Source organism: Clostridium tyrobutyricum, from assembly GCF_019144085.1.
Lineage (GTDB): Bacteria > Bacillota > Clostridia > Clostridiales > Clostridiaceae > Clostridium_B > Clostridium_B tyrobutyricum_A.
Genome location: NZ_JAHHUY010000045.1, coordinates 1 through 16686 on the forward strand (window position 1 = coordinate 1; position 16686 = coordinate 16686).

Below are 16686 nucleotides of genomic sequence, written 5' to 3' on the forward strand. Positions count from 1 at the left end.
CGATTTCCATGTATAAAAAAGTCCCTTATACCCTTTAATCATTCTGTTAATGTGTCTAACAGTACAATTAATCTGTATGGCAGCTCTTTTCTTGTTACCATTACTCTCTACTAATTTTTTGATTATGTTATACTTTGCATTCTCATTCATTGTTAAAATCACCTTTCTGATTTTGTCCACCTCATTTCTTAGTCATGAGGTTTTATTATAATATAAACTTGTTTATTTGGGACATAATCAAATGCGGTATACTAAGACATTATCACAATTCAATCATATAAAACTCCTGACTATAATTAATATTTGTTGACAAAAAAGAAGTATAAGAATATAATTACAAACGTAATAATTATTAATTGAATATTTTATTTGTTAGGTGAGGCTCCTATATGAGATATATGCTGCTACCCAAAAATATCGAGAGATGCCAATGGGTTAACAGGTATTGCCGAATTAAGGTTCTACTTAATGTAGCTGAGTTATAACTCAACGCCATATAGTGCCAAAACTCCACGAAGAATTTTGTATCTAGTCTTAATATCTTTGCGTTTTTTGGAGCCTTTTTATAGGGCTTTTTTTATTTTAAGAAAATATTTTAAAAGATGCATGATATTCTATAGGCTAAATAGGAGGTTTAATGATGCATATTAAAAAGACTATAGTCAGTAGAAAATTTGGAGTTGTGGATATAATCATACTGTTAGCAATAGCTTCAATACTCTATTTGATTATTTCAGCAGGAAACTTATCTGAGGGAAGTGGAGATGCACTTGCAATTTCAACAGATATAAGTGATCTACCGGGATATGTTTTGAAATCAGTAGGGAGGATGACTGCAGCATATATTTTGTCTTTTATATTTACCATTATATATGGTTATACAGCAGCTCATAATAAAAATGCAGAGAAAGTAATGATACCACTTTTAGACATACTTCAGTCTCTACCTGTATTGTCATTTTTGCCTGCTGTAGTTTTAGGATTGATAAAATTATTTCCACATAGTAATTTTGGGCTTGAACTATCTTGTGTAGTACTTATATTTACAGGACAAGCATGGAATATGACTTTTAGTTTTTATCATTCAATAAAATCAATCCCAAAAGATTTTAACTATGCTGCTAAAATCTTCGGACTAAACAAGTGGCAGAATTTCAAAAAGATACAGATGCCAGTTTCTGTTATAGGTTTGGTATTCAACAGTATTATGTCATGGGCTGGAGGATGGTTTTTCCTTATGGTATGTGAGATGTTTACACTGAGAGGAAAAGATTTTAGATTGCCAGGGATAGGATCATTTCTACAGACCGCAGCCAATGAGCAAAATTATAGGGCACTTATGTGGGGTATAGCCGCACTCGTATTTGTTATTGTGCTTATGTATGTATTGATATGGAGACCTATAACTGTATGGTCAGATAAATTTAAGATGGAACTTACACAATCAGGAGAAGAGCAGCACTCATTTGTACTTACTTTTTTCAGAAGATCTGTTATAGTAGAATTTTTTATAGATAAAATATTAAAAGTAGTATTTGAAAAAGTTAACTCTGAAATAGACAAGTTTTTTATCAAACATTATAGAAAACCAAGAAGTAGGAACAAAATAGGAAATGGAATAGGAAAGTGGATATTTAGAATAATAATTTTTGCAATAATAGTTTATTGTATAGCAAATGCAGTATTACTTTTAAAAAATCTTTCAATGAATGAATTACTTGAAGTTGTTCCAGCAGCAGTATATACATTTTTAAGAGTAATTTCAGCTCAGGTTATAGCTCTTATATGGACAGTACCATTGGGAGTAGTCATAGGCATGAACAAGAAAGCTGCCAGTATACTTCAACCTATTATACAGGTTGTGGCTTCTATTCCTGCAACTGCACTTTTTCCTGTTATATTGATATTCTTTGTAAATAAATTGGGTGGACTTAGTATAGCTTCAATAGTTTTAATGCTTATGGGTACACAATGGTATATATTATTTAATGTAATTGCAGGAGCATCGTCAATACCTGAGGATTTGAAAGAGGCTTCTACTATATATGGTATTAAAGGATGGAAAAAATGGAAAACGCTAATAATACCTTCTATTTTCCCATATCTTGTAACTGGCATGGTTACAGCTGCAGGTGGATGCTGGAATGCAAGTATTGTATCTGAATATGTGAATTTCGGTGGAAAGATTCTTACAACAAAAGGATTGGGATCATTAATATCGACAGCTACAGAAAGAGGAAATTATCCAATGCTTCTTCTTGGCACTATTGTTATGTGTATTTTTGTAGTTGGTATCAACAATATTGTATGGAAGAGATTATATGCTCTATCGGATGATAAATTCAAAATAGAATTGTAGGAGGTATATATGATGAACAATAAAAAAGAGTTTATAAAAATTTCAAGTGTAGCCAAATGCTTTGGAAATTTTGAAAAGCCTATATTAAAAGATATAAACTTGACTATAAATGAAGGGGAATTTTTAGCTATATTAGGACCATCGGGATCTGGAAAATCTACTCTATTGAGAATAATGACAGGACTTATGAAACCAGATGAAGGACATGTTACGTTTTACAAAAAAGAGGTTAACGGTGTTAATCCTGATACGGCCATTGTATTTCAAACATTTGCACTATATCCATGGCTTACAGTCCAGCAGAATGTTGAAATAGGACTGGAGGCAAATGGATTCCCAAAACAGTATAGAAATAGAAAAGCTGAGGAATTGATAGATTTAATAGGACTTGATGGATTTGAAGAAGCTTATCCAAAGGAACTCTCAGGTGGAATGAAACAAAGAGTTGGTCTTGCCAGGGCTCTTTCTGTAGAGCCAAAATTATTATGTCTTGATGAACCATTTTCCGCACTGGATTTTCTGACGGCTGAAAATTTAAGAACTGAAATTGTAGAGCTTTGGCAGGAAAAGAGAATGCCTATAAAAAGTATAGTTATGATAACACATGGTATAGAAGAGGCTGTGCTTATGGCGGATAGGATAATAATGCTTAGCAAAAATCCAGCTACTATAGTAGAAGAAGTTGATATAAATTTACCACATCCTAGAAATAGAAAATCACTTGAATTTGAAAAAATAGTAGATGAAGTCTATAAATTACTTACCAATGGTAAAACTAAAAAATTAGATGAAGAAATTGAAAATATGGATCTGAACAAAAGTAAAAATATAAAATTTGTACAAATACCAATTGCACAAATTGGAGTTATGGTAGGACTTTTAGAACTTATAGATGACAATGGGGGTAAAATGGACATATACCAGCTTGGAAGGGATTTAATGATGGAAACTGATGATATATTTCCTAATATAGAAGGGCTGTCTATACTTGAATTGTCAGAGGTAAAAGAAGGAGACATATTTATAACTAATCTGGGAAAAAAGTTTGTAGATATGGATAAGGAAGATAAGAAAATTTTATTTAAAGATCAAATAGAAAAGATATCTACATTTCGTCTAATTACAAATGTATTGAACAATAAGAAGAATCACACTATGAAAGAAGAATTTTTCAAGGAATTATTTAAAAAATATTTTCCACAGGGTGAAATTGAAGACATTATGGATACTATAATAGATTGGGGAAGATATGCAGAAATTTTCAATTATGATGGAGATTCCGAGGAATTTTATCTTGAAGAAGAGCAAATAGTATAGATGAAACTTTTTTTGATATACTAGTATAATATAAAAAGAGAATATTTGATTATATGATAAATGTTATTGTATAATATTGATTTTTATAATTTCATGTGCTATTATGAATTAAATAAAAATATTGCATGATTATATAAAGTTTTAGTAGGAGATGATATCATGAGTAAAGTTGATATATTTACAAGTAGCACTTGTCAATACTGTCACGCAGCCAAGGAATTTTTTAAGGAAAACAATGTGGATTTTGTAGAGCATAATATAACTACAGATGCAGAAGCAAGAAAAGATTTGATGAAAAAAGGTTATAGAGGTGTTCCGGTTATAGTAATAGACGGTGAGTATATTTTAGGATTTGACCAGAATAAAGTATCAGATATTTTAGGAATATAGTTTGTATTTTAGAATCAGATATAATAAATGCGACCACTACTAAGCTGGTCGCATTTATTATATCTGATTTGTTCTTTGGGATGTAAAGTGCTGAATACTTTTTATAAGATTTTCTTTTGTTCCTATGGAATGTTTTATATCATGAATTTCAATATCCAGTTTCCTTGTTTTTTGATCTATGGATTTTAGTCTTTTGTTCAAGGTATTTATTTTAGAAGTTTTATTTTCCAGTATGTCTTTGTACATAGAATCAATAGTCTTTTTATCATTGAAGAATTTTCCTAAATAATTTATACTTGAAAACAGGGAGCTTTTTATATTGTATATACTTTTTATCATTAATGTATAAAATTTACTCATAATATCACCTGTATATATTTTATATGAATTGTTACAGTATTTCAACTTTAAGGGGAATTTTAGATATGGATGAAACTCAAAATATATTTTTAAAAATGATAAAAAATTATGACAGAAAGATAAAAAATAGGATAAAATATTTAGATAAAAAGATAAACAATCTACAATCTCAAATAAAAGAGGGGGAAGAAAGATACTGTAGTATATTTGCAATAAAACAAAAACTTGAACAGCATAACTTTGAAATTGATAAAAAGTATAATTATCTTTTAAATATATTAAAATCGCGAGGTATAATATTTCAAATTTCAGTTGTAAATACAAATATTAATGAATGGGATAACTTATATATAAAAATTTCAAAAAATATATATCAGTTTGTAGATAAAAATAATGAAATAATATATGAAATTGATAATAAATATTTTAGTGCTGTAAAATACATTATAAAAAATCATAAATATAGTATAGTGGTTATAAGGAAAGATGCTTATTTGATAACATTACAGCTTAGAATACTTGATTCAATACATAATTAATGAGTGTTATAATAAATATAAAATTAGTTCAGGAGGTGTATGATTTAGTGTCTGATAGTGCATTGAAAATTTTGCAAAAATATTATGGATACATGAGTTTTAGAAGTTCACAGGAAGATATAATAAACAATATATTAAACAAAAACGATACTTTGGCAATAATGCCTACAGGAGGAGGAAAATCTGTATGCTACCAGGTTCCTGCTCTAATATTTGATGGTATTACACTTGTAATTTCACCTCTGATTTCTTTAATGAAGGATCAAGTGGACGGCATAAAGAGTTTGGGAATAGGTGCGGACTATATAAACAGTTCTTTAAATCAGCATGAAATGCTGTCAATAATATCAAGACTGAGGGAGGCTTCAATAAAAATACTTTATATTGCTCCTGAAAGATTGGAATCCATAGAATTTTGCAATATTATAAAAAATATATCCATATCCCAGGTAGCTATTGATGAAGCTCATTGTGTATCTCAGTGGGGACATGATTTTAGAAGCAGTTATAGATATATATGTAAATTTATAAATACTCTTGATACAAGACCTGTAGTTACAGCCTTTACAGCGACTGCAACAGAAGAAGTAAGAAAAGATATAATAGATCAGCTAAAATTAAAATCTCCAAAAGTATTCATATCAGGATTTGACAGGGAAAATTTAAAGATAAGCTGTCTTAAAATAGGTGATAGGTTTACTTATTTACTTAATTACATAAATGAAAATATCCAGCAGGCAGGTATAATATATGCATCAACTAGAAGAGAAGTAGACAATATATATGATAAGCTTTATAGAAATAATATTTCTGTTACTAGATATCATGCCGGGTTGTCTGATAATGAACGAAAAAAGAATCAGGAAGATTTTGTATATGACAGGGTAAATGTCATAGTAGCTACAAATGCCTTTGGCATGGGTATAGATAAATCCAATGTAAGGTATGTAATTCACTATAATATGCCGCGAAATATAGAGAGTTATTATCAGGAAATAGGTAGAGCGGGACGTGATGGAGAATCAAGTGAATGTATATTGATGTTCTCACCACAGGATATAATCACACAGAAGTATTTAATTGAAAACAGTATACAATCGGAAAATAGAAAATTAAATGAATATAAAAAATTACAGCAAATGGTTGATTTTGTACACTACAATGGCTGTCTTAGAAAATATATTTTAAATTATTTTGGAGAAGAAGTAGAATATGAGGAATGTGGAAATTGCAGTAATTGCATAACTGAAGGTGAATATGTTGATAAGACAATAGATGCACAGAAAGTGTTGTCCTGTGTATATAGAATGAAGAAAGATTTTGGAGTTAACATGATAATAGATGTTTTGAGAGGTTCCATGCAAAAAAAAGTTATGTATAACAGGTTTAATCTACTTTCCACATATGGAATAATGAAAGAGTATTCTAAGCAAAATCTCTCTAATTTTATAAATACTCTTATAGCACATGGATATATATCATTAAAAGAAGGGGAATATCCTACAGTAATTTTAAATGAAGAATCAGTAAAGATATTGAAGGGAATAGATAAAGTTATACTAAAAGAGAGATTTAAAGCTAAAAAGATAAGTGTGAACAATAAGTTGTTTGAAGCTCTTAGAGTGCTTAGAATGAATATGGCAAGAGAAGAAAGTGTACCACCATATCTGATTTTTTCAGATAGTACTCTAAAAGAACTTAGCAGCAGGTATCCATGTACAGAAGAACAGATGCTGGACATATCAGGAGTAGGAGAACTTAAATTAAAAAAATATGGTTCTGGATTTTTGGATGAAATCAGAAATTATGTTAAAGAAAACAATATAGATGTAAAATGGAATTTTAAAAAAGAGAATAGGGATAACAGTTCACATGAAAATAATATAAATAGAAAATTAAAAACTTATGAAATAACCATGAATATGGTTAAAGAGAATATGGGAATAGGAGAAATTGCTAAAAAGAGGCAACTTACAATATCAACTATATTGAATCATCTTACCAAATATTTGGAGGAAGATAATAAAGAAAACTTTAATATAAACTTTAATGATGTATTTACTGAGAAAGAAGAAAATCAGATAATATCAATAATAAAAAAAGTTGGATGTGAAAGACTTCATCCAATTAAGGAATTACTCCCGGAAGATATAGGTTATGATAAAATAAAGGCTGTAATTATTAAGAATTATGCACTTTAAATTTAAAAAGGAGGTTATTTAATATGAGTGAAATTGCTAGAAGATTGAATCAATGCAGAAAACCATCAGGTGAGACTGGAAAGATGGTGGCAGATGATATGAATGAAAGACATTTTGCACTAACGGGATGGGGATTGGATAAAATTAATATTGATGAAAATCTTAAAATTATAGATACAGGATGCGGTGGTGGAAGGACTGTAAATAGATTGGCATCTATGTCCAAAACAGGAAAAGTAATAGGCATTGATTATTCTAAGGACTGTGTTAAGTGGTCAAAAGAATTTAATAAACAATTGATTGAGGAGGGAAGAGTAGAAATTTATAATGCCAGTGTAGAAAAACTGCCTTTTAAAGATAGTGAATTTGATATGGCTACAGCTGTTGAAACCATATACTTTTGGCCAAATATAGTAGAAAGTTTCAAAGAGATAAAAAGAATTTTAAAACCTACTGGAAAATTCATAGTGATAAATGAAATGTACATGGATGAAAAACATAGAGAAGAATATAGTCAATACGAAGATAAAATGAATGTATATACACCAGATGAATTAAAACAAATTTTCTTGGATGCAGGTTATTCCCATATAGATCTTGGAGTAGAGGAAGATAAAAATTGGATGTACTGTATAGGCAAAGCTTAGATTCTATTAAATAGGAGGTGTAATTGTGAAATTTGTTACTTATTTAAAAGATGGTTTGGAAAATATAGGTATACTAAAAGAGAATGATGTAGTAAATCTTCAATATATATTTAAAAGTATTGGAGAAGGAAATCCACCTAAAACAATGGTAGAACTTATAGAAAGTTCATCTAATGATATGATTCATAAAATAGGAGAGCTGTTAAAAAATGAAAAAGTACCTACTATATTATTGGATGAAATAAAATTAATTGCACCAATTCCATATCCAAGAAGAAATGTTTTTTGTCTCGGAAAGAATTATGTAGATCATGTAAAAGAAGTAAAGATAACTAGAATAACTGGAAATGACATACCTGAGAATCCAATATATTTTACAAAAGCGGCAAGTCCGGCTATAGGACAGAATGATAGTATAAAATTTTCTACAAAAGTTACTAAACAGGTTGATTATGAAGCAGAACTTGCAGTAATAATAGGAAAGGATGGAAAGAATATAAGAAAAGAAGATGTAGAAGATTATATATTTGGGTATACAATAATAAATGATGTGTCTGCTAGAGATTTACAAGGCAGACACAGTCAATGGTTTAAAGGAAAAAGCCTTGATAGTTTCTGTCCTATGGGACCTGCTATACTTCATAAGAGCAAGGCTCCTTTTCCTGTAGAGCTTGATATAAAATGCACAGTAAATGGTGAATTGAGACAAAATTCCAATACTAAGAATCTTATTTTTGATATACCATATATAATAAGCAATCTATCAAATGGACTTACTTTAAAAGCAGGAGACATAATATCTACAGGTACACCAAGTGGAGTAGGTATGGGATTTGATCCTATAAAAGTTCTTAAAGATGGAGATATTGTGGAATGTTCTATTGAAGATATAGGAACTCTTAAAAATATAGTTGTAGAGTTTTAAAACATTATTAGAGTAGAAGGTGAATTGATTGCCAAGAGTTTATTTTAAACCAGTAAAATCCCATTCAGGAGTTGAAGTAGTTAATGGAGCCTCACGAGAAGTGTTGACTAAATTGATAGAAGAAGAAAATATATCTTTGGAAAAATTTATACCACTTAAAGTTCATATGGGAGAAAAGGGCAATAGAACCTATATTAAACCTGAAAATTTTAATAGTATAATAGATTACATGGAAGAGAAAAAAATAAATAGTTCTTTCATAGAGACAAATGTACTTTATAGAGGTCAGAGAATGACAAGAGAAGCTCATGTTAAGACTGGAAAAGAGCATGGTTTTACACGAATACCAATTGTAATAGCAGATGGAGAAAATGGAGAAGATTTTAAAAATGTAATTATAAATAAAAAACATTTTAAAAAATGCAAGATAGCAAAAAAAATTGCAGACGTAAATCAGCTTATAGTTTTAAGTCACTTTAAAGGACATATTCTTGCAGGATTTGGTGGAGCCGTAAAACAGTTGGCCATGGGGTGTGCCGCAAGGGGAGGTAAATTGGATCAGCATGCTAATTCAAAACCTATAATTATACCATTTATGTGTAGAACTTGCGGTGTTTGCAGGACCCATTGTCCAGTAGATGCCATAACAATAAAAAAATGGGCTAAAATTGATAAAGACATATGTATAGGATGTTCTTCCTGCCAGGCAGTTTGTCCACATAATGCAATTACCAGCAATTGGTTTCAAACTTTTTCCATGTCATTTAATGAAAGATTGGCTGAATATGCATTGGCTGCTGCAAAAGATAAAAATAATATTTATGTGTCTTTTGCACTTGATATTACAGCTGGATGCGATTGTGAAGGACATCCTATGATTCCCATAAACGGAGACATAGGCATATTTGCATCTACAGACCCCATAGCTATTGACAAAGCTTGTTTAGATAAATTGAGACCGGACGTAAAATTACTTTTTTGGAGAGGAATAAGAACTCTTACATACGGCGAAAAGATAGGACTTGGAAGTAAAAATTATGATTTGGTTAATTTGTAGTAAAAATAGTACGAATAAATATACAGTCATTGTTTCATAATACATAATGTATAATATTGCTTGAGAGACAAGGAGTCAATAAAATCCTATCTCTTTTTTATTGTATATATTTTATAAAATATACTAATTAATATACGTAAATATTATTTGTAAAATACTATAAAACAGAGCTATATACTCCTATAAATTATAGTATAATCAATACTAGGAGCATATAAAAAATTATAAAAACATATTGAATTTTTATTAATATAAATGTATAATTATAATACGATGATGCTGAGAAAATAAAATATGAAGTATGATGTTGGAGGAAAATATTATGATAGACTTAAAAGGAAAAAGTTTTTTAACTTTAAAAGATTTTACAATGGAAGAGATAGAATATCTTTTAGACTTATCTAAGAGATTAAAAATAGAGAAACGAAATGGCAATCAGAAAAAAAGACTTGAAAATAAAAACATTGCACTAATATTTGAAAAAGAATCACTGAGAACAAGATGCTCTTTTGAAGTAAGTGCTCATGACATGGGAGCAAATGTAACTTACATAAATTCTTCAGAAAGTCATATAGGAAGTGGGGAATCATTAAAGGATTCAGCTAGAGTATTGGGAAGAATGTTCGATGGTATAGAGTATAGGGGATTTTCACAGAGAAATGTTGAAATATTAGCTGAATATTCTAAACTGCCTGTTTGGAACGGACTCACAGATGAGGATCACCCAACACAGGTTCTGGCTGATTTTCTCACTGCCAAAGAATATGTAAACAAACCATTTAATGAAATGAATTTCGTATATATAGGTGATGGAAGAAATAATGTGGCAAATGCACTTATGATAGGTGCATCAAAAGTAGGTATGAATTTTAAGATAATTACTCCTAAATCACTTTTCCCTGACAATAATTTAGTTGAACAGTGTAAAAAGTATACTGAAATATCTGGCGGAAGCATAACTGTTAGTGATAATATAAGTGAAAATGTTAATGGAGCAGATATTGTATACACTGATGTGTGGCTTTCGATGGGAGAAAAAGAAGAACTATGGAAGGATAGAATAGATATACTTATTCCATATCAGGTAAATAAACAATTAATAGATCTTTGTAATAACAATGAAGTTAAGTTTATGCACTGTCTACCTTCCTTCCACAATTTAGATACTAGTATAGCTAGAAAAATACATGATAAACTTGGACTTGAAGCCCTTGAGGTGACAGATGAGGTATTTGAAAGTGAAAATTCTATAGTATTTGATGAAGCAGAAAACAGACTTCATACTATAAAGGCAGTTATGGTAGCAACTTTAGGTAATCAGGATATTTAGAAAGAAGGTATATTATGAATTCTATTTTGTATTTGGAAGATGGAACCGTATTTATGGGCAGTTCTATAGGAAAACAGGGTATTGCTGTTGGCGAGCTTGTTTTTAATACTTCAATGACAGGTTATCAGGAAATACTTACTGATCCATCTTATGCAGGTCAAATTATAAATATGTGTTATCCCCATATAGGAAATTATGGAATTGACTATTCTGTAAGCCAATCAGAAAAAGTTCAGGCAAAGGGAATAATAGTCAAGAATCGATATAACAATACATCCCATTATTTAAGTCAAGATAGTTTTGAAAAATTTCTTTTGAAAAATGAAGTGGTTGGTATAAGTGGGGTTGATACTAGAAGTATAACTAAAAAAATAAGATCTCATGGAACTATGAAATGTGTAATATGCAGTGAAAATGAATCTATTTATGAAATAAAAAATATACTTAAATCTTACGAATACAAGAATCTTGTTGACGAGGTAAGTATAAAAACAATAAAGCATATTGCAGGAAATGGTCCAAGAGTTGCAGTTCTTGATTTTGGAGCAAAGAAAAACATAATAAATAATTTAATTGATAGAAAATGCGATATAGTTGTTTTTCCTTATAATACTTCTTATGACAAGATAATGAGTATAAGTCCTGAGGGAATATTAATTGCAAATGGACCTGGAGATCCTAAAGAATTAGAAAATATTATTCCAACTATTAAGAAGATAATAGAAAGCGGAGTTCCGACTTTTGGAATATGTCTTGGACATCAATTAATGTGTCTTGCACTAGGTGGAGATACATACAAAATGAAATTCGGACATAGAGGTGGAAATCATGGGGTTTATGATAAAGATATTCAAAAAGGTTTTATAACCTCTCAAAATCATGGCTATGCAGTTAGAGAAAATAGTTTGGACAAGAATAAAATTGTGGTGACCCATGTAAATTTAAATGACAATACTGTAGAAGGAATGAGACATAAAACTTTGCCCATATTTTCAGTCCAATTCCATCCTGAAGGTTCACCGGGACCAACTGAATCATCTTATCTATTTGATAAATTTTTAAAATCTATGACTTTAGTAAAGTAAACAAGGAGAAGTGATAAAATGCCATTAAGAAAGAGCTTGAAAAAGGTTTTGATTATAGGATCAGGGCCTATAATAATAGGTCAAGCTGCGGAATTTGATTATTCAGGGACACAGGCTTGTGAGGCTATTAGAAGTGAAGGAATAGAAACTATACTTATAAATAGTAATCCGGCAACTATAATGACTGATAAAAATATTGCAGATAAAACGTATATAGAACCATTAACAGTTGAAGCTGTAGAAAAGATAATTGAAAGGGAAAGACCAGACGGCATTTTAGCAGGGTTCGGAGGACAGACAGCATTGAATTTGGCGATGGATTTAGACAAGCATGGTGTGCTTGATAAATACAATGTAGAATTATTGGGAATAAAAGTTGAATCAATAAAAAATGCTGAAGATCGAGAGAGCTTTAAGAATTTAATGGAAACTATAGATGAGCCTATAGCTGTAGGAACAATTGCCACGAATTCAGAACAATGCAAAGAATTTCTAAACAAAGTAAAACTTCCCATAATAATAAGACCGGCTTATACTTTGGGTGGAACTGGCGGAGGCATTGCACACAACTATCAAGAATATATGGAAATATGTGAAAACGGACTTGATGCCAGTCCTATAACACAGATTTTACTTGAAGAAAGTCTTTCCGGATGGAAAGAACTTGAATATGAAATAATGAGAGATAAAAAAGACAACTGCATGATAGTTTGTAATATGGAAAATATTGATCCTGTTGGAATACATACAGGTGATAGCATAGTGGTGGCACCATCTCAAACACTTACAGACAGGGAATATCAGATGCTTAGAAGGTCAGCCATAAAGATTATAAGTGACCTCAAAATAGAAGGCGGATGTAATATACAATTTGCATTGGATCCTGACAGCAATACTTACAGGGTCATAGAAGTAAATCCAAGAGTTAGTAGATCAAGTGCACTTGCATCCAAGGCTGCAGGATATCCTATAGCTAAAATTGCTGCCAAAATAGCAATTGGCTATTCATTGGATGAACTTAAAAACTATGTAACTGGAAATTCAAGTGCATTATTTGAACCGGCTCTTGATTATTGCGTAGTTAAAATACCAAAATGGCCTTTTGATAAATTTAAAAAGGCGGATAGAAAGTTAAAGACTCAGATGAAGGCTACTGGAGAGGTTATGTCAATAGATAGAAACTTTGAAAGTGCTCTTTTAAAAGCAGTTATAAGCCTGGAAGGCAAAATAATAGGTCTTAAATTGGATAAATTCAATGATATGAGTATAAATGAAATATTAGATAAAATAAAGCTGCAGGATGATGAGAGACTATTTGCCATTGCTGAGGCTTTTAGAAAAGGTATGAGTATAGATGAAATTCATGGAATCACCAAGATAGATAGATGGTTTCTATTTGGTATAAATAATATAGTTGATATGGAAAATAAGCTTATAGAAAATGTTCCAAATGTAGATACTATACATCAAGCTGAAATTATGGGATTTACAGATGAATACATATGTAAGTTGATTGGTATGAAACTGGAAGATTTGAAAAAAATGCGTGAAATAAATGGAATAAAATCTGTATATAAAATGGTAGATACATGCAGTGGTGAGTTTGAGGCGAAGACATCATACTATTATTCATGTTATGATCTTGAAAGTGATAATGTAGTTTCCAATAATGAAAAAATACTGGTAATAGGTTCTGGCCCTATTAGAATTGGACAGGGAATAGAATTTGATTATTGTTGTGTAAATGGTGTGTGGGCCATAAAAGATGCAGGAAAAGAAGCTATTATAATAAACAACAATCCTGAAACTGTAAGTACGGATTTTGATACTTCTGACAAATTGTATTTTGATCCACTTTATATAGACGATGTAATGAATGTAATAAATGAAGAGGAAGTTGATGGAGTTATAGTTCAGTTTGGAGGACAGACAGCTCTTAATCTGGCAAAAAAACTAGATGATAGAGGTATAAATCTTTTAGGTACCTCTTTCCAATCAATAGATTTGGCAGAAGATAGGGAAAAGTTTAGAGTACTTCTTGAAAAATTAAATATAAATTCACCTATAGGAGGTTCTGTAACAAGTCTTGAAGAAGCAGACGAACTTGTGGGGAAGATTGGATATCCTGTTATTGTAAGACCTTCTTATGTAATAGGTGGAAGAGCCATGAAAGTTGTGTACAATGACCGTGAACTTTCTAAATATCTTAAAGAGGCGGTAAATTTATCTAAAGATTACCCTGTACTTGTAGATAAATATATAACAGGAAAAGAAATTGAAGTTGATGCAATATCAGACGGAAAAGATCTTATAATTCCTGGTATAATGGAACATGTGGAAAAAGCTGGAGTTCACTCTGGGGATAGTATAGCTATTTATCCTACATTTGATCTTCGTGAAAATGTACTTGGAAAAATAGAAGAATATACTTCTAAAATTGCAAAAGCATTGAATGTAAAGGGTCTTTTAAATGTTCAATATGCTTTTGACGGTGAAAAAGTATATGTAATTGAAGTAAATCCCAGAGCTTCTAGGACAGTTCCTATTTTAAGCAAGGTTACAGATATACCTATGATAAAGATTGCAGTAGATATTATGCTTGGAGGCAATATAAAGGATTTTGGATACAAGCAGGATATGTATAAATACAATAAAATGATTGCAGTTAAAATGCCGGTATTTTCGAATAAAAAATTGCCGGGAGTTGATATTGCATTAGGACCTGAAATGAAATCCACAGGAGAAGTTCTTGGAGTGGATTTTGATAAAGACAAGGCTGTATATAAAGCATTCAGGGCATCGGGAATTGAAATATATAAAAGTGGAAGTGTATATATTTCAGTAAATGATGTAGATAAAAAAGAGGCAGTTTATGTTGCAACAAAATATCAAAATTTAGGATTTAGCATTTTTGCCTCTGAAGGTACCTATAAATTTTTGAGCAACAATGGAATAAAATGTACAGCATTGAGCATAAGTGATGCAATACATGCACTTAAACAAAAGAAACTTGACATAGTAATAAATACTGCTACCGTAGGATATGAGAGTGGTACACCTGGATTTGAATTAAGACACACTGCTCTTGCACATGATGTAATTATATTTACATGTTTGAATACTGCGGATATTTATACATCATCTGTTAAAATAGTACAAAACAATGAAAATATAGATTATAGATCAATGGAAGAGTATATTAAATAAGCTTTTAGATTAAATATAATGACACTCACTGTGTTTATTTAATGTGAGTGTCATTTTTGTTTTTGCCCAGCAGATATTTAATTGCAAAATATCTATAGCTTGTATTATAATTTGAAATTATATTTTTACATATGTAAGAGAATAAATCAGATTTACCTCTCAGCAATTTAAAAATGGCCCTCTTTGATAATTTTCTATTGAAGACTATCTTATTTAGAAAATTTCCATCTTCAATTTTTTTATGTATTATCTTTATTTTTTGATTGTATATAATATCAGTGTCCATATAGTTGTTATGCTTTGTACACATAATGGAGTCTTTTGCCAGTTGAGCAGATTTAAGTGCAAAATAAATTCCCTCGCCAGTTATTGGATCTACAAGTCCTGCAGCATCACCTAAAAGTAATATGTTATTTTTAGCAGGAGTTTTTACATATTTTCCGTATGAAATAAAAGCTCCTCTTTTACTTGAAAGACTATAAGGAACATTATCAGAAATAAATTCATCAAATCGCTCTACAATATTTTGATTTCTATCTAGAGGTTCTCCAACTCCTACAGTACAAGAATTTCCCTTTGGAAAAATCCAGGTATACCCTGAATTATTTAAATTAAAAAATAAATTTATTTTATTTTTTAATCTGGTATTTTGGAAAGTAGACTCAATACAAAATCCATTGGGTCTGTATTTGCTGTTGATTAATTTTCTTGTCCAACTGTTTGCTCCATCAGCACCAACCAACATTTTGAAATTTATTTTTTCACCATTGTTGGTTTCAATAATCTGTTTATTTATATCAATTTTATGAATATAAGATTTTTCCATCAGAGTGCCACCTGATTTTTTATATTTATCTATCAAGTATTTGTCAAAGTCCATTCTTTCCACTAAAGCAAAAGTTGACTTTGTGTCAGTGTCTATGATTTTTGATGAATCCATGTAGACTGCCACATCAGATATTTTTTGCTTGAAATTTTGAAATGGTTCATTATAAATGTCTTCAATAAGTTCAACAGTTTTTTCTGTTAACAATCCACCACATAATTTAAAACGTGGGAAAGTTTCTTTTTCTATAATGCAAACCGATACTCCAGAAGTAATTAACATATATCCTAAAGATGAACCGGAAGGTCCTCCGCCAATAATTACTACATCAAAATTTTTCATAAAATTACCTCCAGTGTTTCAAATATAATCTAGTTTTATCATAAAAAATGTTTTTGGTAAAGCCTTTTGAATTATTCCTGTCAACTAATTTTGAAAATGTC

13 protein-coding genes and 1 riboswitch are annotated in these 16686 nt (G+C 30.4%); of the genes, 11 read left to right on the forward strand and 2 right to left on the reverse strand.

Annotated elements, in window-relative coordinates:
• Nucleotides 1–361 precede the first annotated feature (361 nt).
• Nucleotides 362–528, forward strand: a riboswitch (M-box (ykoK) riboswitch).
• Between the two features lie 112 nt (nt 529–640).
• The 3 genes from KM800_RS14090 to KM800_RS14100 all read left to right on the forward strand — a co-directional run bounded on the left by KM800_RS14090 (nt 641) and on the right by KM800_RS14100 (nt 4066).
• The gene (locus tag KM800_RS14090; RefSeq protein ID WP_217813652.1) at nt 641–2359 is read left to right on the forward strand and encodes an ABC transporter permease; all 1719 of its coding nucleotides are present in this window, start codon (nt 641–643) and stop codon (nt 2357–2359) included.
• A 12-nt stretch (nt 2360–2371) separates the two neighbouring features.
• Nucleotides 2372–3676 (forward strand): nitrate/sulfonate/bicarbonate ABC transporter ATP-binding protein, encoded by a 1305-nt coding sequence (locus tag KM800_RS14095; protein ID WP_254906570.1) that lies wholly within the window; start codon nt 2372–2374, stop codon nt 3674–3676.
• Between the two features lie 159 nt (nt 3677–3835).
• Nucleotides 3836–4066: a glutaredoxin family protein gene (locus KM800_RS14100; RefSeq protein ID WP_039657252.1), complete on the forward strand. Its 231-nt coding sequence runs from the start codon at nt 3836–3838 to the stop codon at nt 4064–4066.
• Nucleotides 4067–4123: 57 nt separating this feature from the next.
• Here the strand turns inward: KM800_RS14100 and KM800_RS14105 are convergent, their stop codons facing one another.
• Entirely contained in the window at nt 4124–4426 is a 303-nt protein-coding gene (locus KM800_RS14105) for a hypothetical protein (protein ID WP_217813654.1), read from the reverse strand.
• A 65-nt stretch (nt 4427–4491) separates the two neighbouring features.
• On the opposite strand from KM800_RS14105, the gene KM800_RS14110 reads away from it, so the two are divergent.
• The 8 genes from KM800_RS14110 (at nt 4492) to carB (ending at nt 15417) form a co-directional block, all read left to right on the forward strand.
• Nucleotides 4492–4965 (forward strand): hypothetical protein, encoded by a 474-nt coding sequence (locus KM800_RS14110; RefSeq protein ID WP_217813655.1) that lies wholly within the window; start codon nt 4492–4494, stop codon nt 4963–4965.
• Nucleotides 4966–5012: 47 nt separating this feature from the next.
• Nucleotides 5013–7166, forward strand: a complete 2154-nt coding sequence (gene recQ / locus KM800_RS14115) for a DNA helicase RecQ (protein WP_217813656.1) — start codon at nt 5013–5015, stop codon at nt 7164–7166.
• A gap of 23 nt (nt 7167–7189) precedes the next feature.
• Nucleotides 7190–7813, forward strand: a complete 624-nt coding sequence (locus KM800_RS14120) for a class I SAM-dependent methyltransferase (RefSeq protein WP_217813657.1) — start codon at nt 7190–7192, stop codon at nt 7811–7813.
• A gap of 25 nt (nt 7814–7838) precedes the next feature.
• The gene (locus KM800_RS14125; protein ID WP_217813658.1) at nt 7839–8738 is read left to right on the forward strand and encodes a fumarylacetoacetate hydrolase family protein; all 900 of its coding nucleotides are present in this window, start codon (nt 7839–7841) and stop codon (nt 8736–8738) included.
• Nucleotides 8739–8766: 28 nt separating this feature from the next.
• Complete coding sequence (locus KM800_RS14130) at nt 8767–9795, forward strand: DUF362 domain-containing protein (RefSeq protein ID WP_017751054.1); 1029 nt, start codon at nt 8767–8769, stop codon at nt 9793–9795.
• 322 nt (nt 9796–10117) lie between these two features.
• Nucleotides 10118–11125 (forward strand): ornithine carbamoyltransferase, encoded by a 1008-nt coding sequence (argF, locus tag KM800_RS14135; RefSeq protein WP_017751055.1) that lies wholly within the window; start codon nt 10118–10120, stop codon nt 11123–11125.
• A 14-nt stretch (nt 11126–11139) separates the two neighbouring features.
• The gene (carA, locus tag KM800_RS14140) at nt 11140–12210 is read left to right on the forward strand and encodes a glutamine-hydrolyzing carbamoyl-phosphate synthase small subunit (protein WP_217813659.1); all 1071 of its coding nucleotides are present in this window, start codon (nt 11140–11142) and stop codon (nt 12208–12210) included.
• 18 nt (nt 12211–12228) lie between these two features.
• On the forward strand, nt 12229–15417 hold the full coding sequence (gene carB, locus KM800_RS14145; RefSeq protein ID WP_217813660.1) for a carbamoyl-phosphate synthase (glutamine-hydrolyzing) large subunit: 3189 nt from the start codon (nt 12229–12231) through the stop codon (nt 15415–15417).
• 34 nt (nt 15418–15451) lie between these two features.
• Here carB and KM800_RS14150 read toward each other — a convergent pair whose 3' ends face one another.
• Entirely contained in the window at nt 15452–16585 is a 1134-nt protein-coding gene (locus KM800_RS14150) for an NAD(P)/FAD-dependent oxidoreductase (protein ID WP_217813661.1), read from the reverse strand.
• Between the last annotated feature and the right edge of the window lie 101 nt (nt 16586–16686).

What these genes read in the sequence shown, in the direction of transcription:
- KM800_RS14110 (WP_217813655.1), top strand. Translation starts at nt 4,492, where the DNA reads ATGGATGAAACTCAAAATATATTTTTAAAAATGATAAAAAATTATGAC.
- KM800_RS14100 (WP_039657252.1), top strand. Translation starts at nt 3,836, where the DNA reads ATGAGTAAAGTTGATATATTTACAAGTAGCACTTGTCAATACTGTCAC.
- KM800_RS14090 (WP_217813652.1), top strand. Translation starts at nt 641, where the DNA reads ATGCATATTAAAAAGACTATAGTCAGTAGAAAATTTGGAGTTGTGGAT.
- KM800_RS14105 (WP_217813654.1), bottom strand. Translation starts at nt 4,426, where the DNA reads ATGAGTAAATTTTATACATTAATGATAAAAAGTATATACAATATAAAA.
- carA (WP_217813659.1), top strand. Translation starts at nt 11,140, where the DNA reads ATGAATTCTATTTTGTATTTGGAAGATGGAACCGTATTTATGGGCAGT.
- KM800_RS14150 (WP_217813661.1), bottom strand. Translation starts at nt 16,585, where the DNA reads ATGAAAAATTTTGATGTAGTAATTATTGGCGGAGGACCTTCCGGTTCA.
- KM800_RS14120 (WP_217813657.1), top strand. Translation starts at nt 7,190, where the DNA reads ATGAGTGAAATTGCTAGAAGATTGAATCAATGCAGAAAACCATCAGGT.
- KM800_RS14095 (WP_254906570.1), top strand. Translation starts at nt 2,372, where the DNA reads ATGAACAATAAAAAAGAGTTTATAAAAATTTCAAGTGTAGCCAAATGC.
- argF (WP_017751055.1), top strand. Translation starts at nt 10,118, where the DNA reads ATGATAGACTTAAAAGGAAAAAGTTTTTTAACTTTAAAAGATTTTACA.
- carB (WP_217813660.1), top strand. Translation starts at nt 12,229, where the DNA reads ATGCCATTAAGAAAGAGCTTGAAAAAGGTTTTGATTATAGGATCAGGG.